The organism is Nocardioides sp. YJ-D4 (assembly GCF_054031495.1).
Genome location: NZ_CM132932.1, coordinates 3,264,196 through 3,287,722 on the forward strand (window position 1 = coordinate 3,264,196; position 23,527 = coordinate 3,287,722).

At 70.2% G+C, this 23,527-nt stretch carries 24 protein-coding genes; 12 read left to right on the forward strand and 12 right to left on the reverse strand.

Features of this window, described 5'->3' with window-relative positions:
• Positions 1-41: 41 nt before the first annotated feature.
• On the reverse strand, positions 42-1,241 hold the full coding sequence (locus ACW14X_RS15585; protein ID WP_457162582.1) for a glycosyltransferase: 1,200 nt from the start codon (positions 1,239-1,241) through the stop codon (positions 42-44).
• A 348-nt stretch (positions 1,242-1,589) separates the two neighbouring features.
• On the opposite strand from ACW14X_RS15585, the gene ACW14X_RS15590 reads away from it, so the two are divergent.
• Entirely contained in the window at positions 1,590-2,432 is an 843-nt protein-coding gene (locus ACW14X_RS15590) for a hypothetical protein (RefSeq protein WP_457162583.1), read from the forward strand.
• Here ACW14X_RS15590 and ACW14X_RS15595 read toward each other — a convergent pair.
• Positions 2,416-3,321: a class I SAM-dependent methyltransferase gene (locus tag ACW14X_RS15595; protein WP_457162584.1), complete on the reverse strand. Its 906-nt coding sequence runs from the start codon at positions 3,319-3,321 to the stop codon at positions 2,416-2,418. The two genes, ACW14X_RS15590 and ACW14X_RS15595, sit on opposite strands and share 17 nt — an antisense overlap.
• 34 nt (positions 3,322-3,355) lie before the next feature.
• Between ACW14X_RS15595 and ACW14X_RS15600 the strand changes: the two genes are divergently transcribed.
• Positions 3,356-4,087 carry a Fic family protein gene (locus tag ACW14X_RS15600; protein ID WP_160026298.1) on the forward strand — a complete coding sequence of 244 codons (732 nt, stop codon included), beginning with the start codon at positions 3,356-3,358 and terminating at the stop codon, positions 4,085-4,087.
• A 273-nt stretch (positions 4,088-4,360) separates the two neighbouring features.
• On the opposite strand, the gene ACW14X_RS15605 is transcribed toward ACW14X_RS15600, so the two are convergent.
• Complete coding sequence (locus ACW14X_RS15605) at positions 4,361-5,155, reverse strand: HAD family hydrolase (protein ID WP_350838983.1); 795 nt, start codon at positions 5,153-5,155, stop codon at positions 4,361-4,363.
• Between the two features lie 124 nt (positions 5,156-5,279).
• On the opposite strand from ACW14X_RS15605, the gene ssd reads away from it, so the two are divergent.
• The 7 genes from ssd to ACW14X_RS15640 all read left to right on the forward strand — a co-directional run bounded on the left by ssd (position 5,280) and on the right by ACW14X_RS15640 (position 10,171).
• Complete coding sequence (gene ssd, locus ACW14X_RS15610) at positions 5,280-6,335, forward strand: septum site-determining protein Ssd (RefSeq protein ID WP_457162585.1); 1,056 nt, start codon at positions 5,280-5,282, stop codon at positions 6,333-6,335.
• Positions 6,332-7,498, forward strand: coding sequence for a TadA family conjugal transfer-associated ATPase (locus tag ACW14X_RS15615; RefSeq protein WP_350838980.1), 1,167 nt, complete (start codon positions 6,332-6,334; stop codon positions 7,496-7,498). The genes ssd and ACW14X_RS15615 overlap by 4 nt, the downstream gene beginning before the upstream one ends.
• Entirely contained in the window at positions 7,495-8,268 is a 774-nt protein-coding gene (locus tag ACW14X_RS15620) for a type II secretion system F family protein (RefSeq protein WP_457162586.1), read from the forward strand. Before ACW14X_RS15615 ends, ACW14X_RS15620 begins: the two co-directional genes overlap by 4 nt.
• Positions 8,265-8,981 carry a type II secretion system F family protein gene (locus ACW14X_RS15625; protein WP_160026303.1) on the forward strand — a complete coding sequence of 239 codons (717 nt, stop codon included), beginning with the start codon at positions 8,265-8,267 and terminating at the stop codon, positions 8,979-8,981. The genes ACW14X_RS15620 and ACW14X_RS15625 overlap by 4 nt, the downstream gene beginning before the upstream one ends.
• A 258-nt stretch (positions 8,982-9,239) precedes the next feature.
• Positions 9,240-9,416, forward strand: coding sequence for a DUF4244 domain-containing protein (locus tag ACW14X_RS15630; RefSeq protein ID WP_091044736.1), 177 nt, complete (start codon positions 9,240-9,242; stop codon positions 9,414-9,416).
• A gap of 3 nt (positions 9,417-9,419) precedes the next feature.
• On the forward strand, positions 9,420-9,803 hold the full coding sequence (locus ACW14X_RS15635) for a TadE family protein (protein WP_160026304.1): 384 nt from the start codon (positions 9,420-9,422) through the stop codon (positions 9,801-9,803).
• Entirely contained in the window at positions 9,800-10,171 is a 372-nt protein-coding gene (locus ACW14X_RS15640; RefSeq protein WP_160026305.1) for an Rv3654c family TadE-like protein, read from the forward strand. Before ACW14X_RS15635 ends, ACW14X_RS15640 begins: the two co-directional genes overlap by 4 nt.
• Here the strand turns inward: ACW14X_RS15640 and ACW14X_RS15645 are convergent.
• Together ACW14X_RS15645 and ACW14X_RS15650 are read right to left on the reverse strand one after the other, a co-directional pair.
• Positions 10,168-10,503, reverse strand: coding sequence for a hypothetical protein (locus ACW14X_RS15645; protein ID WP_160026306.1), 336 nt, complete (start codon positions 10,501-10,503; stop codon positions 10,168-10,170). The two genes, ACW14X_RS15640 and ACW14X_RS15645, sit on opposite strands and share 4 nt — an antisense overlap.
• A 15-nt stretch (positions 10,504-10,518) precedes the next feature.
• Positions 10,519-12,831, reverse strand: coding sequence for a DEAD/DEAH box helicase (locus ACW14X_RS15650; protein WP_457166068.1), 2,313 nt, complete (start codon positions 12,829-12,831; stop codon positions 10,519-10,521).
• Positions 12,832-13,011: 180 nt separating this feature from the next.
• On the opposite strand from ACW14X_RS15650, the gene ACW14X_RS15655 reads away from it, so the two are divergent.
• A complete protein-coding gene (locus tag ACW14X_RS15655; protein ID WP_091044749.1) occupies positions 13,012-13,347 on the forward strand; it encodes an anti-sigma factor antagonist in 336 nt (111 codons plus the stop codon).
• Between the two features lie 25 nt (positions 13,348-13,372).
• The gene (locus ACW14X_RS15660; RefSeq protein WP_457162587.1) at positions 13,373-14,851 is read left to right on the forward strand and encodes a DUF7059 domain-containing protein; all 1,479 of its coding nucleotides are present in this window, start codon (positions 13,373-13,375) and stop codon (positions 14,849-14,851) included.
• Here ACW14X_RS15660 and ACW14X_RS15665 read toward each other — a convergent pair.
• Complete coding sequence (locus ACW14X_RS15665) at positions 14,799-15,554, reverse strand: hypothetical protein (protein ID WP_400467751.1); 756 nt, start codon at positions 15,552-15,554, stop codon at positions 14,799-14,801. The two genes, ACW14X_RS15660 and ACW14X_RS15665, sit on opposite strands and share 53 nt — an antisense overlap.
• A gap of 293 nt (positions 15,555-15,847) precedes the next feature.
• Here ACW14X_RS15665 and topA point away from each other — a divergent pair, with 293 nt between their 5' ends.
• Entirely contained in the window at positions 15,848-18,556 is a 2,709-nt protein-coding gene (topA, locus tag ACW14X_RS15670) for a type I DNA topoisomerase (RefSeq protein ID WP_457162588.1), read from the forward strand.
• A 110-nt stretch (positions 18,557-18,666) separates the two neighbouring features.
• Here the strand turns inward: topA and ACW14X_RS15675 are convergent, their stop codons facing one another.
• From ACW14X_RS15675 to ACW14X_RS15700, 6 genes are read right to left on the reverse strand one after another with little or no spacing between them, the layout of a single operon-like run.
• On the reverse strand, positions 18,667-19,692 hold the full coding sequence (locus ACW14X_RS15675; RefSeq protein ID WP_457162589.1) for an ion channel: 1,026 nt from the start codon (positions 19,690-19,692) through the stop codon (positions 18,667-18,669).
• Positions 19,692-21,263 carry a polyamine aminopropyltransferase gene (locus tag ACW14X_RS15680; RefSeq protein WP_457162590.1) on the reverse strand — a complete coding sequence of 524 codons (1,572 nt, stop codon included), beginning with the start codon at positions 21,261-21,263 and terminating at the stop codon, positions 19,692-19,694. Before ACW14X_RS15680 ends, ACW14X_RS15675 begins: the two co-directional genes overlap by 1 nt.
• The gene (locus ACW14X_RS15685) at positions 21,260-21,682 is read right to left on the reverse strand and encodes a DUF350 domain-containing protein (RefSeq protein ID WP_160026313.1); all 423 of its coding nucleotides are present in this window, start codon (positions 21,680-21,682) and stop codon (positions 21,260-21,262) included. The genes ACW14X_RS15680 and ACW14X_RS15685 overlap by 4 nt, the downstream gene beginning before the upstream one ends.
• Before the next feature lie 25 nt (positions 21,683-21,707).
• Positions 21,708-22,199, reverse strand: a complete 492-nt coding sequence (locus ACW14X_RS15690) for a DUF4247 domain-containing protein (RefSeq protein ID WP_160026314.1) — start codon at positions 22,197-22,199, stop codon at positions 21,708-21,710.
• On the reverse strand, positions 22,192-22,704 hold the full coding sequence (locus tag ACW14X_RS15695; RefSeq protein WP_457162591.1) for a DUF2617 family protein: 513 nt from the start codon (positions 22,702-22,704) through the stop codon (positions 22,192-22,194). Before ACW14X_RS15695 ends, ACW14X_RS15690 begins: the two co-directional genes overlap by 8 nt.
• The gene (locus tag ACW14X_RS15700) at positions 22,701-23,318 is read right to left on the reverse strand and encodes a DUF4178 domain-containing protein (protein WP_457162592.1); all 618 of its coding nucleotides are present in this window, start codon (positions 23,316-23,318) and stop codon (positions 22,701-22,703) included. The genes ACW14X_RS15695 and ACW14X_RS15700 overlap by 4 nt, the downstream gene beginning before the upstream one ends.
• Positions 23,319-23,527: the final 209 nt, after the last annotated feature.

Below are 23,527 nucleotides of genomic sequence, written 5' to 3' on the forward strand. Positions count from 1 at the left end.
CGCTGGTCGAGCCCCGCTCCGGGGCTCGACCAGCGACCGTCTCAGACCGCGACCGGGATGAGCGCCGAGTCGGCGGAGTCCTTGATGAGCCGGGCGTACGCATCGAAGAGCCGCTGCTCGGAGAGGCGCTGCCGGTTGCGGAAGATCCGCTCGAAGTGCTCCTCGCGCTGGGCGAAGGCGGCCTTCCAGGACTCGGCCATCTCGGCCGGGTCGAAGCTCGAGACCAGACGGAGGTCACCGACCATCGCCGGAGCGTCGCCGACCGGCGTGGTCACCGGGACCGCACCGCAGGCCATCCCCTCGAGCAGACACAGCGGGGCGGCCTCGCCGAATGCCGAGGTGAGCGTGATCAGGTCGGCGGCGTTGTAGAGCGGCGCCATCTGGCTCTGGATCCCGAGGGCGTGCAGGTTGGTCTCCAGTGCCGCCCACGCGCCGAGCTCCTCGTTGATGAGCTGCGCGAAGGCCGGGTTGTCCGCGGTCATCCCGGCGCCGCACATGACGAGGTGGGCGTCGGGGTGCTCCTGGACGAACCGGCGCGCAGCCCGGACGAAGAGCGGGATGTTCTTCATCTCGTCGAAGCGCGCCGCGATCATCACCACGGGTGCGTCGCCGTCCACGCCGAGCTCGGCCCGCTTGCCGGCCCGCAGCTCGGCATCGGTGCGGAACTTGTAGAGGTCGACCCCGTTGGGGAGGACCGGCAGCCGCTCCAGCGGGATCCCGGTCGCCTCGTGGTAGGCCCGCTGGGTCGACTCCGCACAGCACACGGCAGCGGTCAGCAGCCCGGCCCGGTCGAGGTCGATGAGCTCCTGCACCCCCGCCCCCTGGTGCTCCGGGTCGGAGCGGTGCAGGCAGGTGATCAGCGGAGTCCCGGACGTACCGACCCTGCCCAGCACCGTGAGCGGCTGTTCCTTGAGGGAGAGCACCACGTCGGCCTTGGCCACCGACTGCGCCACGCGCTTGAGCTGGCTGGTGGTGATGGGGCCCGTCGGCGTACGTCTCAATGCCCGCACCGGGACGCCGGCCGAGGTCAAGCGTCGGTAGGAGTTGTCGGAAGAGATCCGCTGCGCGGTGAACTCGCGCTGCACGCGGTCGCTGAGGCTCAGCACGCTGTGCCGCTGAGGCGTGGTGGCGTCGAGCGCGCGGACGACTGCGGTGTGCAGGATCCGGGCGCCACCGGCGAAGAAACCTTCGTACAGGGAGAGGACGGAAGGGCCGTCCTCGAGGTATGTCACGGTGGACATGTCGACCTCACTTTTCCGCAGGAGGCATCGCCCGAGCGGTGATGGTGGTGGGGCTACGGCAGAGATATGCGGCTTCGTCCGGACGCTAACGCGTCCGTGGGCGCATCCCAAGACATCATCGGCTCGGGGCGAAGGATTTCACTTGATCGTCATCTTCACGCGCGCATCGTAGGAGCGACGGAGGATTTCTCGAAACCGGCGGGGATCCGGGCTCGATTTACGGTATCTGATGTGGCCTTCGTCACGCTATGCGTTCCTCGACATTGCTCGGTGAACGATTGGCGCGGGTCTCGGACGCGCTGCCGGATAGGCCCCCGACGGTGGCCGGATCCCGCTACGTTCAGGCCTATGACGACCGAGGTGACGACGTACCGCTATGTCCGGTTCGCTCTGTGCTGTCTGCTCGCGGGGCTCGCGATCTCGGTGGCTGCCGAGACGATCACGAGCGGGGAGTGGCAGACGTCCATCTCGTCCTACTACTACACCCCGGCGGGTCCGGTCTTCACCGCGGTGCTGTGTGCGCTGGGCGTGTGTCTGGTGGTGCTGCGGGGCTATACCGACGCCGAGGACACCGCGCTCAACCTCGCCGGGCTCTCGGCGCCGATGGTCGGTTTCGTGCCGACCCCGGAGATCGGGCAGCAGATCGACAAGGCCGCCATCGTCAACAACGCCTGGAGCTATCTGGCGGTGATGGCGATCGGCTGGGTGGTCGTGCTGATCTTCGGGCTCCGCAAGCGCGCCGCCGCCGGTGCCTGGCCCTCACGCTGGGGGCTGATCGGTCTGGTCTCGGTCGCCGGGGCGTGGGTCGTCGGCGTGGGCTGGCTGCTGATCGACCAGGAGAGCTTCGCGGCCAAGGCGCACGGGCTCGCGGCGATCTTCACCTTCACGCCGTTCGCGCTGGCGGTCGTGCTCAACACCGACTGGGGCGTGCGGAAGATCGCGCAGGAGGCCGACAAGGCGCGTACGCGGCTGGACAAGACCTACTGGGCGCTGGTCGTGGCCATGGTGGTGCTGCTGGTGGGCGGCATCGTGCTGGGCCTGACCGGCTGGAAATACTGGCTGTTGGCGACCGAGGTCTCGCTGCTGGTCTGCTTCGCGATCTTCTGGATCATCCAGAGCTTCGACCTGATGGACCCGGAGCGCGACGCGCTCACGACGCGTCCGCGCGACCCCCTCACCGGAAGTCGATGAGCAGGTCGTCGTCGCCGTTCTCGGGGTCGGTGATGACGCGGGGGAGGCGTACGGCGGTGTCGGTGCGCTTGGCCAGCGGCACCTTCGGCTCCTCGTCCGTCTCGACCACCATGTGCGCGCCGGTGGTCGAGCCTGTCGAGACCATCTGGGCGTGCGGGAGCACCTGCGTCCGCCAGGCGCGGCAGTTGTAGGGCAGCTGCATGCCGTCCATACCGCGGCCGTAGTCGTCGTAGAAGGCCAGCACCTCGCGCCGCTTCTGCTCCTGAGCCTCCGGCTCGAGGGTGGCGATGTTGGAGCGCGACTGGACCAGGTCCTGGATCGAGTGCCGGTCGACGACCTGCCAGTGCCTGAACGTCTGCGCCTCGACGGCGGAGAAGGCCCCGGAGTCGTCGAGGATCGAGGTCGGGTCGAAGCCACCGTCCTGCTTGCCGATCAGCTTGCCCAGCTTGCGCACCCAGGGGATCCGCTCGTCGCGCTCGTTCTGGACCACGGCGAGTCGTCCGTCCGTACGAAGCACCCGCCCGATCTCGGCCAGCGCCTTGGCGTGGTCGAACCAGTGGAACGCCTGGCCGACGACGACCACGTCGTAGAGGCTGTCGCCGGTCGGGATCTGCTCGGCGGTGCCGCTGGTGGCGCGTACGTCCGGGAGCTTCCCGGAGAGGATGTCGAGCATCGCGTCGTCCGGGTCGGTCGCGAAGACGTCGTGGCCCAGGCCGACGAGCACCTCGGTGAGCTTGCCGGTGCCGGCGCCGAGCTCGAGGACCGAGCACGGCTCCTCGCCGACCAGCCACTTCACCGCATCCACCGGGTAGGACGGGCGCCCGCGGTCATAGCTGTCCGCCACGCCTCCGAAGGAGCGTGCCGGGTCGGGGTTGGCTGGGTCCGTCATCTCGGTCAGGGTAACGCGCGCTTAAGGTTGACGCGTGAAGGACGATCCGCTTGCCCGGTTGGTGTCGCTCGAAGGCGTGGCCTCGGGCTTCGCCGCAGCTCGTGACGGCATCGACGTGATGCTGCGTGACCGGGGACTGCGGCGTACGTCTCCGGAGACCACCGCCGAGTCGCTGCTGCGCGGTGCGCACGCCTCTGCCGTGCTGGAAGGGTCCTCGTCGTCCCTGGGTGAGGTTCGCGCCTCCGGCGGGGACGCGATCGCGCAGGACGCGGTGCGGCTCTCGACCGAGCTGCTCTCGCTGGTGCCGGTGGTGAAGCACGCGCCGCTGCAGGCGTTCGCGCGGCTGCACGCGCTGGCGGCCGCGGGGTCGCTCGACGCCGAGGAGCTGGGCCGTCCGCGCTCTGCCGAGTCGGCCGAGCGGTTGCGGCGTCTCTCCGATCTGCTGCTCGCCCCGACGTCCGCGCCGGCGCTGGTCGTGGCGGCGTTCGTGCACGCCGATCTGGCGACCGCGGCTCCGTTCGCCTCCCACAACGGTCTGGTCGCGCGTGCCGCAGAGCGGCTCATCCTGGTCGCGCGCGGCGTGGACGAGAAGTCGCTGGTCGTGCCCGAGGCCGGCCATCTGGCGCTGCGTGCCGCCTACGAGTCGAACCTGCGCGGCTTCCGCGAGGGTGGCCAGGCGGGGGCGCACTCATGGCTGCTCTATGCCGCCGAGGCGTACGCCGCCGGGGCCGAGGCCTCGCCGCTGCGCCTGGACGCGGCCGAGTAGAGGAGTGCAAAAGCAGGTGGCACCCGGTGGGTTGTGAGCACCGGGTGCCACCGCTGACACGAGCGTTTCTGGTTACCAAGCGTGCAAGGTCTGGTCACTGCGTCGGGATTTCTCCCCGGCTACAGCACCCCATCAGATGGGTGGATCGCCGCGTGGGTGCCTCTCACTCGTGTACGTCTTGTTACACCCCTGTTTCTACGCTGATCGGCGGCCAGATTCAAGGCTGGAAATTCTGCAGGATGAGGAGGATGATGCCGCGTCTGCAGAATCGGGTCAGGCGCCGAGGCGACGGCGCTTCGTGCCCGCCCAGATGACGCCGCCGGCGATCGCGACGGCGCCCCCGACGGCCAGCGCGGCCAGGGTCGGCGTGGACGGGGTGAGCACGCGGCTGCGCAGCGCGACCGGCTTGTTGAAGACCAGGATGTCCCAGCCGCGTTCCTTGGCGGCCTTGCGGAGGTCCTTGTCGGGATTGACCGCGAAGGCATGGCCGACCTCCTCCAGCATGGGCAGGTCGGTGACCGAGTCGGAGTAGGCGTACGACTGCTCGAGGTCGTAGCCGAAGCGCTCGGCCAGCTGCTGGACCGCGCGGGCCTTCTCCTCGCGGTAGGCGTAGAGCGCGATCTCGCCGGTGTAGCGGCCGTCCTCGATCTCCATCTGGGTGGCGACGACGTGGTCGGCACCGAGCATCGTGCCGATCGGCTCGACCAGCTCGGTGCCGGAGGCGGAGACGATGATGACGTCGTGGCCCTGGGCGTGATGCTGCTCGATGAGCTGCACGGCCTCCTCGTAGACGAGCGGGTCGACCACGTTGTGGAGGGTGTCGGCGACGATCTCCTTGACGGTCGCCACGTCCCAGCCGGTGACCATCTCGGAGAGCGACTTGCGCATCTTCTCCATCTGGTCGTGGTCGGCACCGCCGACGACGTAGACGAACTGCGTGTAGGCCGAGCGGATCATGGCCGCGCGGGTGATCAGGCCGCCGGCCTGGAAATGCTTGGAGAACGCAAGCGTGCTGGACCTCGCGATGATTGTCTTGTCGAGGTCGAAGAACGCAGCGATGCGTGTCATGGGCACATCGTAGACGGCCGTTGGGCGGGCCGATCACCATCCACAGGGCGGGTCCAGGACGGGGTTATCCACAGGTCCTGGATTTGCGAGTGGAATTGTCGGTGTCTCGGCGGATCCTGCTGCCATGACCTCGGAACCGCTCGTCATCACCTCGGACTCGTTGCTCGCCGCTGAGGCGGCTCGCCTGGCCGCCGCCTCCGGCGTCACCGTCGAGGAGTGCACCGACGCCGTCGGCGCGCTGCGTCGCTGGCAACGCCCACCACTGATCCTCGTCGGCGCCGACCTCCTGGCGGAGGTGGCATCGCTGCGTCCACCCCGAAGAGACGGGGTGTACGTCGTGGGCTGGGGCTCGACCGGCGAACCGCTGCTCCGAGCCGCGCTGGAGGTCGGTGCCGAGACGTTGCTCGAGCTGCCGTCGGCCGAGACCGTGGTCGCCGGGCTGCTCGCCGACGTCGGCGACGGTGAGGGCGGCGACGGCATGGTCGTCGGCGTGCTGGCCGGATCGGGTGGAGCCGGTGCGACGACGTACGCCGCGGCCCTGGCCAGCCTCGGAGCCGACCGTGGATCGACGCTGCTGATCGACGCCGACCGGCTCGGTCCCGGCGCCGGTCGGGTGCTCGGCCTCGACGAGATCCCAGGGGTGACCTGGGGAGATCTCGGGCAGACCGCCGGGCGGCTGGGGGCGCGGGCGTTGCGTGAGGCGGTGCCGCACGTCGGGTCGCTGGGCCTGCTGGGCTGGCCGGGCGGCGACGTGGTGCCACCCCGGCCCGAGGTCGTGCGCGAGGTGCTCGCCGCCGCTCGTCGCGGCCATGACCTGGTCGTGGTCGACCTGCCACGTGAGTCCGACGCCGGGACCGAGGCGCTGCTGACCGGCTGCGACATCGTCCTCGTCGTGGTTCGGGCGAACGTCACCGGCACGGCGTCCGCCGCCCGGCTGATCTCCCGCCTTCCCGAGCGGGATCGGGTGCGGGTCGTCGTCCGCGGCCGCGCGGCCGAGCCGGAGGCCGTCGGGCGTGCGCTCGGGCTCCCGGTGATCGCCTCGATGTCCGACCAGCGCGGGCTCTCGGAGGCCATCGACCTGGGTCTGGGGCCGATCCGCTCGAAGCGGGCGCCGCTGGCCCGCGCCGCGGCCGAGGTGCTGATGCGCTGCCGGGTCCGCGCCGGGGTGATGGTCGCATGATCGGCGCCGTCGACATCGCGCCCCAGGTCGTCGACCTCGTCCGCGACCACCTGGCGCGTACGCCGGGAGAGCTCACCCCGCACCGGGTCCAGGAGGCGCTCCGTGCAGAGGGGCGGATCGTCGGCGACGCGACCGTGCTGGCCGTCTTCGAGATGCTGCGCCGCGACGTGGTCGGCGCGGGGCCGTTGGAGCCGCTGCTGCGCTTGCCGGGGGTGACCGACGTCCTGGTCAACGGGCCCGATCAGGTCTTCATCGACCGCGGCTCCGGCCTGGAGCCCGCTCCGGTCGCGTTTCCGGACGACGATGCGGTTCGACGCCTGGCGCAGCGGCTGGCTGCCGGGGCCGGCCGCCGCCTGGACGATGCCTCGCCCTACGTCGACCTGAGGCTGGGCGACGGCAGCCGGTTCCATGCGGTGCTCGCGCCGCTGGCACGACCGGGCACGGTGATCTCGTTGCGGGTGCCGTCGGCGCGGGCGTTCACGCTCGCCGAGCTGGAGGCATCGGGGATGGTCGTTCCCGCGGTCGCCGATCTGCTGCGGCGGCTGGTGCTGGCGCGGTCCGCCTTTCTCGTCTCCGGAGGCACCGGCACCGGGAAGACCACGCTGCTGGCGTCGCTGTTGTCCTTGGTGCCGCCGGAGGAGCGGCTGGTGCTGGTGGAGGACGCCTCCGAGCTGCGTCCGGACCATCCGCATGTGGTCGGACTCGAGGCGCGCCCGGCCAACATCGAGGCCGCCGGCGCCGTCGAGCTCCATACGCTGGTCCGCCAGGCCCTCAGGATGCGTCCGGACCGGCTGGTCGTCGGTGAGGTGCGTGGCGCCGAGGTCGTCGATCTCCTCGCCGCGTTGAACACCGGCCACGAGGGCGGCTGCGGCACACTGCACGCCAACTCCGCCGCCGACGTCCCGGCGAGGGTGGAGGCCCTGGCGCTCGCCGCCGGTCTCGGCAGGGAGGCGGCGCACAGCCAGTTCGCCTCCGGTGTCGACGTGGTCGTGCACCTGCGCCGACGTGACGGCCGCCGGGTGCTGACCGAGATCGCGGTCCCGTGTCGTGGAGCCGATGGGCTGGTCCGGATGGAGACCGCCTTCTCGGTGGCCGCCGATGACGTCGTGGTCGCCGGACCGGCCTCGGACCGGCTCGAAGCGCTGCTGGGAGCCGAACGGTGAGCGGGCTGAGCCTCGGGCTGGTCGCCGGCCTGCTCGGTGCCGCCGCCGCGCTGATGCTCCGTCCGCGAGCAGCGGTGGAACCCCGGTCGCTCGCGTGGCGGGTGCCGCGGTGGTCGTTTTTCCTGATCGCCCTGATCCCCATCGTCTTCCCGGGCAAGGCGGTCGTCGCGGCTGTCTTGCTCGGGATCGCCACCTTCGGCGGCGTCGCCCTGTGGCGGCGCCGCTGCGAGCGGATCGCGGCTGGGCGTACGGCCAACCGTGTCGTCGAGGCCTGCGAGCAGATGGCCGCCGAGCTCGCCGCCGGGCACCCGCCCGGTCCCGCGCTGACGCAGCTCGCCACGGAGTGGCCGGTGATCGAGCCGGTCGCGGAGGCGCAGCGGATGGGCTCCGACGTCCCCGCCGCGTGGCGGCAGGTCGCCGAGGTGCCCGGTGCGGGATCGCTGAGGGTGGTCGCCGCGGCCTGGCAGATCGCCCACCAGACCGGGAGCGGACTCGCGGACGCCCTCGACCGAGTGGCGCTCGACCTGCGGGCCGCGGCCGCCACCCAGCGGGTCGTCGACGGCGAGCTCGGCTCGGCCCGCTCCACCGCCCGCCTGATCGCGGGCCTGCCGATGGCGGCCCTGGCGATGGGCAGCGGCGTCGGCGGCGACCCGCTGGCGTTCCTCTTCGGGTCGCCGGTGGGCCTGGCCTGCCTCGGTCTCGGGCTGCTGCTCGGCTGGTTGGGGCTGTGGTGGATCGAGGGCATCGCTCGCGGGGTGGAGGCGAGATGACCACGTGGCTTGCTGCCGTCGCGCTCGGGCTGGCAGCAGCGTTGCTGCCCGCGCCGGCCTCACCGCTTCCCGGCACGGTCGCGACCGTTGCGGATCGGGATGACCCCGGCGGCTGGATGATGCGCTGGCGGCCGTTGCTCGCGCTGCTCGCCGCCGGCGCCGTCTACTCCTTCGTCGGAGGCACGGCGGGTGCCCTACTCGCCGCTCCGGCGGGTGTCGTCTGCTGGCTGGTCATCGGCCGGGTCGAGCCCGCCGAGGTCCGGCGGGAGCGGGAGGAGGCGAAGGCCGAGCTGCCTGCCTTGGTCCGCCTGCTCTCCGCCGCGCTCTCCTCCGGCGCGGCGCCCGCCGAGGCGCTCGTGGCCGTCGCCGCAGCGCTGCCCGGCCCGGCAGCCGCCCGGCTCCTGCCGGCCGCTTCTCGGCTTCGTCTGGGAGCCGATCCGGAGAAGACGTGGCGCACCCTGGTGGACGATCCCGCGTTGGCGCCGCTGGGCCGAGCACTGGCCCGAGCTCAGGCCACCGGTGCCCCGGTCGCCACGACGGTCGAGCGCCTTGCCGACGACCTGACCAGAAGCGCCCGCGCCGAGGTCGAGGACCGCGCCCGCGCGGTGGGCGTCAAGGCCGCCGTACCGCTCGGCATCTGTCTCCTCCCCGCCTTCCTGCTGCTGGGCGTCGTCCCCGTCGTCGGCGGCCTCCTCTCCAACCTCGGCATCTGACCCCGCCGAGGCGTCACCCCGTCGGCCGAGACGTCACGCGCGTCGGCCGAGTTGGCAGCCGCATGCCGACTCGACCGACGTACGTGACGTCTCGGCGTGCTTGTTTTCCCTGATCAACGGGCCGTTTGTCATCCACAAGGTGGGTTCGGGATCGGGTTGTCCACAGCCGGCGACATGGCGGTCGCGGATGTCGGTGGAGCGGGTCATTGTCGTCCTTGAACGGCCGTACCGACGGCCATCGACCAGAGAGGACCAACCATGGCCAAGGCACATCTTCGGAAGGACGAGAAGGGGATCACGACGGCCGAGTACGCCGTCGGGACGGCGGCGGGCGCGGGGCTCGCCGGCTTGCTCTACAAGCTGCTCACCGGTGGCTTCGGCAACGACCTGCTCAACAGGCTGTTCCAGCACGTGCTCAGCCTGTTGGGGATCTGACCGATGGTCCGCGGGCAGCGGGGCGAGCGGGACGAGCGAGGTGCCGCCACCGCGGAGCTGGTGATGGTGATCCCGCTCCTGGTGGCCGTGACCATCGGGCTGGTGTGGTTGCTGTCGGTGGGAGCGGCGCAGATCCAGGTGGTCGACGCGGCCCGGGAGACCGCCCGGGCCGTCGCCCGAGGGGACGACAGCGGATCCGCCGCTGCCCGCGGACGTCGGGTCGGGCCTGCAGGCACCCAGGTGAGTGTCAGCGCCGGTGCCGAGGAGGTCGTCGCCTCGGCCCGAGCCCGGGTGACCGGACCCGGCGGGATCTTCGGCTGGATGCCGGGTGTGACCGTGCGCGGCGAGGCGGTCGCTGCGACCGAGGCCACGCAGGGGGAGCAGTGAGCACGGTCCGGCGCGGCAAGGACGAACGCGGGTCGGCAGCCCCGTTCGCGGTCGGTGCCATCGGCCTGTTGCTCTTCCTCGGTGCGGCGCTGGGTGTGGTGGGCGCGGTCTTCGTCGCCCACCGCACCGCTCAGTCCGCGGCCGATCTGGCGGCGTTGGCGGGAGCCAACGCACTCCAGGTCTCCGAGGACGCATGCGCGGCGGCATCGACGATCACCGACCGCAACGGCGCCACCTTGGAGTCGTGCGAGATCGCCGGCGAGGACGTCACCGTCACCGTGCGGGTCGAGGGGCCGCGCTGGCTCGGTCAGCCGGGAGATCCGGTCGCCGAGGCGAGAGCCGGCCCGACCGGGTCGCGGTCGGACTAGGCGCCCTCGGACTTGGGCTCGGGCGCGATCTTCGGCTCCGAGGTGGACTCCGACTTGGACTCGGCGTCCTGCAGGGTCTTGGCCATGTCCCGCATCTGGCGCTTCTGCTTCATGTACTTCACCTGGTGCTTGCCGCCCCACTTGGTGAGCGAGAACCCGAAGAGGAGAAGGACGCCTGCCACGAGGCCGATCACGAAGATCGTGGTCGAGCCGACCGGGAGGCCGAGCAGGGTGGCGGTCGGGTCGTCGAGATCACCGTTACCGGTGGTGAAGATACCCAGCACGATGAGGACTGCGGCAACGACGATCAGCACAAGGCCCAAGATCAGCATTTCCCCAGGGTAGGCCTATTTGTGCAGCAGCAGCCGCAGCAACACGATCGCGCCTTGTTTGTCGAGAGGGTTGTTCTGGTTGCCGCACTTGGGCGACTGCACGCAGGAGGGGCAGCCGTCGTCGCACTCGCACGCCTCGATGGTCTCCAGCGTGGCACCGAGCCACTCCCGGGCGGCACGGAACCCGCGCTCGGAGAATCCGGCGCCGCCGGGATGCCCGTCGTAGACGAAGACGGTGAGCATGCCGGTGTCCGGGTGGGACGCGGTGCTGACGCCACCGATGTCCCAGCGGTCGCAGGTGGCGATCAGCGGGAGCAGCCCGATCGAGCAGTGCTCGGCGGCGTGGGCAGCGCCTGGGATGTCCGCCGTCTCCAGGCCGGCCGCCTCGAGGGCTGAGGCGGGCACGGTCCACCAGACGGCGGAGGTGCGCAGCGTACGTTCGGGGAGATCGAGGAGCTCCTCACCCAACACCTCGCCGCTCGGCTGCCGGCGACGCAGGAAGGAGACGACCTGGTGAGTGACGTCGACGTCGCCGTAGGCCAGGCGGCACTCTCCCCACGCGACCTGCTCCCGCTCGGCGACGATCGAGATCTCAGTGATCTCCCGGGCGAAGGTGGAGTAGCCGGGGTCGTCGCGGGAGATGACCGCGACGTTCTCCTCCAGGTCGAGCTCATGCACGAGATAGGTCTCGCCACGGTGGACGTAGACGGCGCCGGCGTGCGCGCTCGCGTGTGAGCTCGCCGCGTCGACCGTGCCGACGACCCGACCGGTCTCGGCCTCGATCAGCTGCACCTGGGACCCGCCCGAGGAGCGGATGTCGGCGAGGTCGGCCGCGCGGCGGCGGTCGGTCCAGTACCAGCCGCGGGGGCGCTTCCGCAGCAGCCCCGAGGCGACCAGGTTGTCCAGGATCTCCCGGGCGCCCGGTCCGAAGAGCGGCAGGTCCGGCTCGGTCAGCGGCAGCTCCTGCGCGGCGGCGCACAGGTGGGGGCCGACGACGTATGGGTTCGCCGGGTCGAAGACCGTGGCCTCGACCGGCTGGCCGAGAAGCGCATCGGGATGGGTGACGAGGTAGGTGTCCAGCGGGTCGTCGCGGGCGACCAGGATGCCGAGGGCGTCGCCCGCGCCCCGACCTGCCCGCCCGATCTGCTGCCAGAAGGCCGAGCGCCTGCCGGGATAGCCGGCGAGCACCACGGCGTCCAGACCGCTGATGTCGATGCCGAGCTCGAGCGCGTTCGTCGCCGCCAGCCCGAGCAGCTCGCCGGAGCGGAGCGACGCCTCGATCGCGCGGCGTTCCTCGGGCAGATAGCCGCCGCGGTAGGACGCCACCCGCCCGGGCAGCGACGGGTCGACCTCCTCCAGCTCGGCGGCCGCGGTCAGGGCGACCTGCTCGGCACCGACCCGGGAGCGTACGAAGGCCAGGGTGCGTACGTCCGAGGAGACCAGGTCGGCGAGGAGGTCGGCGGTCTCCGCGGAGGCCGCGCGGCGCACGGGAGCGCCGTTCTCGCCGGCGTGAGAGGTCAGCGGCGGCTGCCACAGGGCGATCGAGAGCTCCCCGCGTGGTGACGCATCGGCAGTCACCGGGAGGACCGGGAGGCCGGTGAGCCGCTCACCCGCGATCGACGGCTCCGCGACGGTCGCCGAGGCGAGGATGAACGTCGGCGACGAGCCGTAGAGCGCACAGATGCGCCGCAGCCGCCGCAGCACGTGTGAGACGTGCGCCCCGAAGACGCCTCGGTAGTGATGGCACTCGTCGATGACGACGTAGCGCAGCGAGCGGAAGTACGCCGTCCATCGCTGATGACCGGGGAGCAGTGATCGGTGCAGCATGTCGGGGTTGGTCAGGATGTACTCGCCGAAGTCGCGCGCCCAGTCCCGCTGCTCCCGGGTGCTGTCACCGTCGTGGGTCACCGCGCGCACGTCGACGCCCAGCTCGCGCAGCCCGGTCAGCTGGTCCTGGGCAAGCGCCTTGGTGGGGGCGAGATAGAGGACGCCGGCGCCGCGTTCACCACGTGGACCTCGGCCGTCTCGGATCGCGGTCAGTGCGGGCAGCTGATAGGCCAGCGACTTCCCGGAGGCGGTGCCGGTCGAGACGATCACGTGGCTGCCCTCATGGGCGGCCTCGGCCGCTACCGCCTGATGCTGCCAAGGACGCTCGATCCCGCGAGCGACGAAGGCGGCGACCACATCGGCCGAAGCCCACGTCGGCCAATCGGCGAAGACGGCCTCTCGCGGCGGGACCTGCTCGAGGTGAGCCAGCCGGTCCTCGCGGCCGGGGACGTCCGCGAGCCGGCGTACGAGATCACCGGTCGCTGTCGTCAACACCTGAATATTCTCCCAGAATCCTGGTGGCCGCCACGCTCACGCCCCCGCATCGTGGCCATGACGTTGCGAGTTTCTTGCGCGCATCCTGGTGAGCCGTGGTTACATTACGATCGACTCCGGCTATCGGACACCAGGCATGCCGACCGGAGCTGGTTGTCTCACGTTCCTTGGCAGGAGAACTTCGAAGTGGATCTGACGCTTGCGACTCGCGAGCTCGACTCGGCCACCATCGTGGCCGTGGGCGGCGAGATCGACGTCTATACCGCGCCGAAGCTGAGGGACAAGATCACCGAGCTCGTCGCGCGGGGTCACTACGACATCGTCGTCGACCTCGAAGCCGTGGAGTTCCTCGACTCGACCGGCCTCGGCGTGCTCGTGGGTGGCCTGAAGAAGGTGCGCCAGCACAACGGCATGCTTCGCCTGGTCTGCACGCAGGAGCGGCTGCTCAAGATCTTCCGGATCACGGGCCTCGCCAAGGTCTTCGACATCCACGCCAGCGCCGAGGGCGCGGCGGCGGGCTGACCTGACCTGACATTAGGCTCCAGGTGTGAGTGACCTCCCGCACCGGCTCCGTGACGCCCTCCAGCAGGCCGACTTCTCCTACGACTCCGTCGCCGAGCTGCTCGGTCCGACCGCGCACAGCGCGCTGAGCCGCAACGAGACGCTGCCGGGCCGGCGGCGCACCCACGGCGGCACCCCGCTGGAGACGCTCATCCGGCTCTTCCTGCTGCAGACGACCGTGCCCCTCGACCACGCCGAGGCAGCCCTGCCCGGGCTCGTCGACCGGCTCGCCGTCGAGGGGATCCTGGAGCAGTCGGTCGGGGAGGTCGCGGCCCGCCTCGACGTACGTCCGTACGCCAGCGACGACACCGCCCTCTGGGTCGTCTCCGACCTCACGCCAGGGCTCGACGGCGGCCCGCAGCGCGTCGGTCCCGAGCACGTGCTCGGGATCAGCCCTGCTTCGACCTCCCTGGCCCAGCTGACCATCCGCGACCAGGTCGGCACCTCGCTCGATCTCGGCACGGGCTGCGGCGTCCAGGCCCTCCACCTCGCCACCCACAGCGACCGGGTGGTTGCGACCGACGTCAACCAGCGAGCCCTGTGGATCACCACCTTCAATGCCGCGCTCAACGATGTGGCGGACCGGATCGACGTACGCAACGGGTCGTTCTTCGAGCCCGTCGCCGGTGAGCGCTTCGACCTGATCGCCACCAACCCGCCGTTCGTGATCAGCCCGGCGACCGGTGAGCGCCTCGTCTACCGCGACTCCGGGCTTCCGGGTGACCGGGTGGTCGAGGACATCGTCCGAGCCGCTCCCGGCATGCTCACCGAAGGCGGCTGGTGTCAGATCCTGGGCAACTGGATCATCTCCGAGGAGCAGCCCTGGGACGACCGTCTCGAGGGATGGCTCGAGGACGAGGTCGACGCGTTCGTGGTCCAGCGTGAGGTGCTCGACCCCGCGGCGTACGTCGAGCTGTGGCTCAAGGACTCCGGCCACCACGGCGCCCCGGACTACCTGACCCGCTACGACACCTGGCTGTCCTGGTTCGAGGAGCAGAAGATCGAGGGCGTCGGGTTCGGTTGGATCAACCTGCACCGCATCGGCGCGAGCAACCCGAAGCGCGAGCTCATCGAGTGGCCCTACGACGTCGAGCAGCCGATCGCGCCGGCGCTCGCGGCGTGGGGCGAGGCGGCCCGAGTCGAGGTCACCGAGGACTCCACCCTGGTGATCGTCGAGGACGTCCAGCAGGAGACCCTCGGCCAGCCCGGCGCCGAGGACCCCAGCACCGTCATCCTGCGCCAGCAGCGCGGCCTGCGTCGCGCACGGCAGGCGGACACGATCGAGGCGGCCTTCGCGGGCGCGTGCGACGGCGACCTGACCGTCGGCCAGATCCTCGACGCGCTCGCGCAGATCCTCGACCGCGACCCCGCGGTCGTGCGCAGCAACTATCTGCCGATCGCCCAGGAGCTGGTCAGCGAGGGCTTCCTCCGTCCCGCGCCAGGCACGCCTGGTCCCGCAGCCTGATCAGGCGTCTACGCACGCTCGAGACCAGCAGGTCCGGGTAGCCCAGCGGTTCGAGATCGGGAAGGTCGCGCATGCCCCACGGCCGCTGTGTCTGCCATGGCCAGAAGCCGCGGAGCGCGGCTGCCAGCTGCTTGCCGTAGGCCGAGGGCATCTTCTTGACGCCCAGGCGGTCTTTGAGCTCGGTGGCGGTGACGAGGCCACCCGGCCCGGCGAGCCCGTTGGCGCCCAGGACCGTCCACACGATCCCGGCTGCCACCTGGGCCGGCTGCGTGGGCCGGTCGACGACCAGCGGGTCGATCTCCCACAGCCGCAGCAGGGCCCTTCGCAACGCGAAGCCCACCTCCTCGACCGGGAAGTCGGCGGCGACCTCGTCGAGCAGCGCGGCGACCGCCTCCAGCTGCGTACGTCCCGCCGCATCCTCCACGACCGGCAAATCCAGGCCGTCCTCGACCAGCGGCGCGGCATCCAGCGCGGTGACCGCCTCGTGGCCGCCGCACAGCGCGGCCAGCCAGTCCAGGGCCACCTCGTGGTCGGGTCGTGGCGGCGTATCCGGCTCCGCCCAGCGTGGCCGGGTCAGCTCGGCCTCCAGACGCTCCAGGATCGCGTTGGTCCGGGTGAGCAGCTGCGCGCACTCGGAGCAGACCAGGTGCTCCGGGGGTGTGGCCAGACCCTCCATGTAGTCGATGTACTCGGTGTCGATCATCAGCAGAGACCTCTCGGTTCGGATTGGTCTCGCCGTCCTCGAAAAGCCACCTTACGGACGAGCACCGACAGTTTTTGGACAGGAGCGGATGAGACACCGATTTCACGCTCCCGCTCCCCAGCGTGCTAGGTATTGTCTTCGCGGCGCCCAAGGCAACACGCCATGTTGTCCGAGAGCTCAGTGCCGCATGAACCGCGGTGACTGGACCCATGCCGGCTGGAGACACGCGCTAACGTGTCTCGCCAGAGCTTGTCAGTGGTGCCAGGCTCTGCTGCAGTGAGATAAGGACGTCAGTGGCACACAAGTTGGTGATCGTCGAGTCCCCGGCGAAGGCTCAGAAGATCGGCGGATACCTCGGACAGGGGTATGTCGTCGAGGCATCCGTCGGGCACATCCGCGACCTTCCGCAGAGCGCGGCAGACACCCCCGCCAAGATCAAGGACAAGCCGTGGGGGCGCTTCGGCGTTGATGTCGACAACGGCTTCACCCCTTACTACGTCGTGCCCAGCGACAAGAAGAAGCAGATCGCCAAGCTCAAGTCGCTCCTCAAGGACGCCGACGAGCTCTACCTCGCCACCGATGAGGACCGCGAGGGTGAGGCGATCGCCTGGCACCTTCTCGACGAGCTGAAGCCGAAGAAGGGCATCCCGGTCAAGCGGATGGTCTTCCACGAGATCACCAAGGCCGCCATCCTGGCGGCGGCGGAGAACCCGAGAGAGCTCGACATGGACCTCGTCGAGGCCCAGGAGTCGCGCCGCATCCTCGACCGCCTCTACGGCTACGAGATCTCCCCGGTGCTGTGGAAGAAGGTCATGCCCCGCCTGAGCGCGGGCCGTGTCCAGTCGGTCGCCACGCGACTCGTCGTCGACCGTGAGCGTGAGCGGATCGCCTTCCGCACCGCCTCCTACTGGGATCTCGCCGGCACCTTCGACGCCGGCTCGGACCACGACCCGCGGATGTTCCCGGCCAAGATCACCTCGATCGACGGCAACCGCGTCGCCCGCGGCGCCGACTTCGGCCCCGACGGCGTGCTGAAGAGCGACAAGGTCGTCCACCTCGACCGCAGCCGCGCCGAGTCCCTCGTGGCAGCCCTCGACAACAAGACCTACGAGGTCCGCTCGGTCGAGTCGAAGCCCTACAAGCGCAGCCCGTACGCCCCCTTCCGCACCACCACGATGCAGCAGGAGGCGAGTCGCAAGCTCGGGATGAGCGCGTCGACCACGATGTCGGTCGCCCAGCGTCTCTACGAGAACGGCTTCATCACCTACATGCGTACCGACTCCACGACCCTGAGCGGAGACGCCGTCAGCGCGGCCCGCGCTCAGGTCCGGGAGCTCTACGGTGCCGAATACCTGCCCGACGCACCCCGGACGTACGCCTCCAAGGTCAAGAACGCTCAGGAGGCCCACGAGGCGATCCGCCCCGCGGGCGACTCGTTCCGCACCCCGGCGCAGACCGGTCTGACCGGCGACCAGTTCCGCCTCTACGAGCTCATCTGGATGCGCACCGTCGCCTCCCAGATGAAGGACGCGGTCGGCAACTCGGTCGCGATCCGACTCGGCGCCACGGCGGCCACGGGCGAGGACGTGGTCTTCTCCGCGACCGGTCGCGTGATCACCTTCCACGGGTTCCTGAAGGCGTACGTCGAGGGCACCGACTCCGCCGACCAGACCTCCGACGACCAGCAGACCCGCCTCCCGAACCTCTCCGAGGGTGACCGGGTGAACGCCGCGAGCCTCACCGCGGACGGCCACGAGACCAAGCCGCCGGCTCGTTATACCGAGGCGACCCTGGTCCGTGAGCTCGAAGAGCGCGAGATCGGCCGTCCGTCGACCTACGCGAGCATCATCCAGACCATCATCAACCGCGGCTACGTCTTCAAGAAGGGCACCGCGCTGGTGCCCGCCTGGGTCGCGTTCTCGGTGGTCAGGCTGCTGGAGGAGCACTTCCCGCGCCAGATCGACTACCGGTTCACGGCGAGCATGGAGGAGATCCTCGACGAGATCGCCAAGGGCGACAAGGACATGACCACCGAGCTCGGGGAGTTCTACTTCGGCTCCGAGCGGGTCATGGGTCTCAAGCCGCTGGTCGACGGTCTCGGCGACATCGACGCCCGCGAGCTGGCGACCTTCCCGGTCGGCAGCCCGGAGGCCGGGGTCAACCTCCGAGTCGGCCGCTACGGTCCCTACATCGAGGGCCCCGGCGACGACGGCACCCCGTTCGCGGTGCGGGCCAACGTCCCCGACGACCTGCCGCCCGACGAGCTGACCCTGGAGAAGGCCAAGGAGCTCTTCGCCAACCCCGCCGGCGAGGAGCTCAACCTCGGCGTCCACCCCGAGACGGGGCTCACCGTCGTCGCGAAGAGCGGGCGGTTCGGTCCGTACGTCACCGAGCAGCTCCCCGAGGACGCGAAGAAGGGTGCCAAGCCCCGCACCGCCAGCCTCTTCAAGAGCATGAACCTGCAGACCATCACGCTCGAGGACGCGGTCAAGCTGCTGACCCTGCCCCGGGTCGTCGGCACCAGCGCCGACGGCGAGGAGATCACCGCCCAGAACGGCCGCTACGGGCCCTACCTGAAGAAGGGCACCGACTCCCGGACCCTGAGCTCGGAGGACCAGCTGCTCACGATCACGCTGGAGGAGGCCGAGCAGATCTACGCCCAGCCGAAGCAGCGCGGCCGGGCCGCCGCCAAGCCGCCGCTCAAGGAGCTCGGTCCCGACCCGGTCTCCGGGCAGCCGATGGTCGTCAAGGACGGTCGTTTCGGTCCCTACGTCACCGACGGTGAGTACAACGCCACCCTCCGGGCCGCCGACGACCTGGAGACCCTGACCGCCGATCGTGCCGCCGAGCTGCTCGCCGACAAGCGCGCCAAGGGCCCGGCGAAGAAGACCACCAAGCGGGCGACGAAGAAGACGGCCAAGAAGTCCACGGCGAAGAAGTCGACCGCCAAGAAGACGACCAAGAAGGCCGCGACCAAGAAGGCCGCGACCAAGAAGTCCTGAGGCCGTACGCCGCGGCCTCGCCGCTCAAGTGACAGAACCCCGCCATGGCGGGGTTCTGTCACTGTCTGGCGACGGTAAGCGGAGCACTTTCCCGCCATGGCGGGAATCTGTCAGCCGAGCGACCCGACGACCTCGTCGTACTCCAAACGGTCGGCCGCGATGTAGAACAGCCGCGTGCCAGGGGAGACCGGCAGGTCCCACGACGGGCTGACCTGGATGCCGTCGTCGGTACGGACGGCGAGGAGGGTCGCACCGTGCGAACGGCCGAGAGCGGCCTGCCAGGCGCCGACGTCGACGGTCGCGGCCGACGAGGGCACCGTGAGCGAGTAGGTGCCCTTGCCGCCGGCGGTGGCGAGCTCCTGGTAGACCTCCGCGATTCCGGGGTCGCTGAGCTCCTCGGCGATCAGCTGGGTGTTGTGCCACTGGACGCAGTGGACGGTGGTGTCGACGCGGAAGATGGTGCGCTGCACACGCAGGTCGCGCAGCGCCACGATCGTGTGCACCGCAGGAGCCGCGGTGTTGGCCGCGACCGTGAGCGTGACCGCCTCGTTGTCGTCACGCGCGTCGATCAGCACGCTGTGCGCACCGGTCATCCCGGCACGAGCGAGCACCGAGAGGTCGGTGATGTCGCCGCGTACGAAATGCAGGCGGTCCTCTCCGGGCATCGGGTGCTCGGAGAGCTGGTCCTCCCAGGTCGCGAGCACGACCTCGCGCTCCGGTTCGGAGAGCAGCTCGACGAGGATCCGCTCGGTGCGCCCAGCGGTGTAGCCGAGCATCACGATGTGGTTCTTTCCGCTGAAGCTGATCTCTCCACGCATGCGGCGTCCTTTGGCGTTCTCGATGATTGCCGAGATCCGGCTGAACAAGATGGCGAGGGTGGTGATGGAGCCGAAGACGACGTACGCCCCGACGAGCCGACCGCCGGTGGTCTCCGGGAAGAGGTCGCCGTAGCCGACCGTGGCCGCGGTGATCAGGAACCACCACCAGTAGTTGGCAGGGCGCACGATCTCGCTGCCCGGCTGAGCCAGCGCCATCGCGATCCAGCCGGTGACGAAGACGAAGCCGATGATGGCGAGCGGGAGCACCCAGGCGTAGTGCCGTGAGGTGCGCCGGGCCAGTCTGATGAAGAAGAACATCAGTAGCCCACCCAGCCGTTCCGGGCGTAGTCCAGGATCGCCGGATCCAGCAGCGTCGTGACCGAGGTCGGCCGCTCGGCGCGGTCCGGCGGGAACGACGAAGCGGCCGCGAGCACGGCGTCGCTGGCGTAGCGCAGCCCGCCCGGCGCCTCGTCGTCGAGCGCCAGCTCAGGGGCCGAGCCGTCGCGGGAGGCGAGGACGTAGCCCCAGTTCCCGAAGGAGGGTACGTCCGCCTGGTAGGGCGTGGTCCGGTAGCCGGCCTCGGTGAGGGTGTGCCGCACCGACCAGAACGCGTCGGGCGCGAAGAACGGGCTGCCGGACTGCACGACCATCCGTCCGGACGGAGCGAGCAGGCGGGCGATCATGCTGTAGTTCTCGACGGAGTAGAGCTTGGCCAGTGCGGTCGAGTCCGGGTCGGGGAAGTCGGCGATGACCACGTCGAACGGGGCCCCCGAGTAGTCGCGCACCCAGGAGAACGCGTCGTCGGCGACGTACGTCAGCCGGGGGTCCTCCAGGGATCCGGACGTCAGTGACGAGACCGGCTCGAAGGACCGCGCCAGGGACACCACCGCCGGGTCGAGATCGACCAGCGTCACCGACGAGACCGACTGGTAGCGCAGCACCTCCCGCGCCGCGAGTCCGTCGCCACCGCCGAGGATCAGCACCCGCTGGTGCGGCCCGTTCATCGCCGGATGGACGAGCATCTCGTGGTAGCGGTACTCGTCGAGCGAGGAGAACTGCAGGTCCCCGTCGAGGAAGAGGCGTACGTCATCGAACGCCGGCCCGACCGGAGCGCCGCGGGTCACCACGATCTCCTGATAGGCCGAGCGCTGGGAGTGGATGATCGGGTCACGGTAGAGCGCCTGCCGGGCGTTGAGCTCGAAGGCGTCGGCGGTCACCGCGGTCAGGCCGAGAGCGACCGCAAGCGCGCCACAGATCGCCGTGACCGTCCCACGCTGCCGCCGTGAGCCGGCCAGCGCCACCCCGACCGTCCAAGCGGCGAGGACGTTCAGGGCAGCTGTCGCCACCGTCCCCACCAGCAGCCCCAGGGTCGGCAGCAGCACGAACGGGAACGCCAGCCCGCCGATGAGCGCCCCGACGTAGTCGACCGCGTTGATGTCGGCGACCGCGAGCGAGGCCTGCTGGCGCCGCAGCCGCTGCAGCAGCTCCATCAGCAGCGGGATCTCGGCGCCGACAAGGGCTCCGATCAGGAACGTCACCAGCAGCATCATCGGGGTGTAGAGATGCAGCCACGCGAAGGACGCGTAGAGCGCCGGCACCGAGGCGCCACCGACCGCGGCGAGCGCGATCTCCACACCGACGAACGAGCGCAGCGGCCGGGCGGTGAGCGGCTTGGCGAGCACGGCGCCGATGCCCATCGCGAACATCGACACCGCGATCACCAGGGACGTCTGGGCGATCGAGTTGCCGAGCAGGTAGCTCCCCAGCGTCACCAGCGCGAGCTCGTAGACGAGGCCGCAGGCGGCGCAGACGAACACCGCCGCGAGGACGAGCAGCCGCGCCGCCCGTCCCTCGGGCAGCGCGGACAACGAGGGGAGGGTGAGGCTCACGTGATCGAGGCCGCCACGATCACGCCGACGGCCAGCTGCACCGCGACGGCGACCCAGATCGCCGGGTCGTCCTTGTCGTCGGTCATCAGCTCACCGAGCCGGCCCGGCGTGAGCAGGTCGAGGATCACGAACGCGAACGCGAGCAGGGCGATGCCGATGAGGCCGTACGCAGCGGTCTCGGCGAGCCCCTGGAGGGTGTCCTCCTCCGCGGTGTAGATCGAGGTGCCCACGATCGTCGCGATCGCGACGACCGAGGAGCCGAGCAGCAGCGCCGGGTCGCGGCGGTGCTCCACGAAGATCAGCTGTCCCAGCCGGCCCGGCGTGAGCAGGTCGATCACGTAGAAGCCGATCATCAGCAGAACCAGCCCGAGGGCGGCGAAGGCAACGGTGGACAGCAGTCCGCTCACAAGGTCAGTCATCGGTTCATCTCCAGTCTGAGGGTGGTCACTTGCCGAATCCGCTGCCGCCGCCGCGGAAGGAATCACCGCTGCTGCCGCCACCGCTGTTGCGGCCGTAGTAGCTGTTCCAGCCCCACAGTCCGATCACCGTGGCGTGGTGGCGGTAGCCACGGTCGTACTCGTAGAGCGTGATCGTCGATCCCGAGGGCGTACGCGGCTCCACGACGACCAGCCAGTCGTCGTCGTAGCGCAGGTAGTGGCTGGATCCCTCGGCGCGGTTCTCGTCGGCGTCGGTGCCGCTCGCGATCTGGTTGGCGACCGAGCTCACCGAGCCGTCGTCCTCGAAGACGATCCCGGCCTCGCTGTCGGGGTCGGTGCCGCTGACGTGGTCGAAGTTCTTGCGCAGGTACTTCTCGGGGCTGTTCCCGTCGCCGGAGACGGCGATGGCGATGATGATGGCGAGTGCGACGCACGCCGCGACGATCGCCCAGCCGATCAGCTTGCGGTTCGGGCCTCCGGAGCCGTGTGGTTCAGACACTTGTGCCCTCCTCGGGCCGGTAGCTGGTGGTGGTGGCGACGATCTCGCCGGACTGTGGGTAGGTGTGCCAGGTGTTCCAGACGATCTGCCTGGGGTCGGACCGTTCCAGGGCCAGGGCGGTCACCGCGTGCGGGTCTCCCGGGAAGTGCGCGACGACGGCATCCGTACGCCCGCTGAGCCGCTCCACGAGCCGCGACGCCTGCGCGGCGAGCTCCTCGGGTCCCATCTCCTCCACGTGCGAGGCGAGGCGGTAGCCGCCCGCCGCGTGCGCCTCGGGAAGGGGCGCGGCCTCAGCGATTCCGCACGCGATCGTCTCGTGCAGGAGCGGGCGGTCGTGGCGGCGTACGAGCACCTGGTGGCTGGCGCCCAGGACGCTCAGCGTCACCGTGAGACCGCTGCCGAGGTCAACCGTCCGCGAAGCCAGCGGGGTGCAGGGGGTCGGTGCGAGGGTCCAGCGCAGGGTGTCGCCGCGTACGTCCGCGAACGGGACGTCGAGAAGCGTCACTCGTCGTCCAGGGTCGCGGGCCGGTCGGTGGAGGGGTAGACGGTCAGCTCGAACGGCTGCAGCACCTCGCCGAGGGAGGGCTCCCAGTTGCTGCCCCACTTCTCGAAGCCGAGCAGCTTGCCGTCGACCGACTTGTAGTCGGCGTACTCGGCCGTGCCCGAGGGCGCGGTGCCGGTCGCGCCGGTCGCGGCGAAGGCGGCAGCGCCCTTCTCCTGGAGCCGGTAGGCGACCCCGCCGACGATGATGTCGCGGTCACCGACGGCGCCCTGCTCGATGTCGCCGAGCGGGATCGCGTGCCACAGCGAGACCTCGAAGCTCTCGTCGTCCTCGATCGAGAGCCACTTCTTGCCCTCCGCGTCGTCGAGCATGTGCTCGGTCCAGCGATAGCCGTGCTCGTCGAAGTCGATCCGCCCGCGGACGAACCAGTTGTGGCCGAGGTATTCGATGACGTCGCCGTTGCGCACCTGGCGCAGCTGGTCGGAAGCGTGCTTGTGCTGGTCGCCGATGAAGTCGTCGGGCTCCTTCTGCGCCGTCGGCTGCTGCCGGCTCTTCCAGAGCAGGTAGCCCGCGACCGCGAGGGCGGCCAGCAGCAGGACGATCAGGACGTAGATCACCAGAGACTCCTTGGTTCAGCGTGAGGACGACCCGAACCTTAACGTGGAGGTGCGACGTTCGACATCCGGGAATCGCCCCATCCGCGGGCGGCGTACTCAGGGGTTGTCGGTACGACCCCGTAGGTTTGCCTCGTGAACGAGCGTCAGCGAGTGAACCATGAAGTCACCACGCAGCCGCGTCCGTATTCTGGCGCTTGCGCTACGGAGGT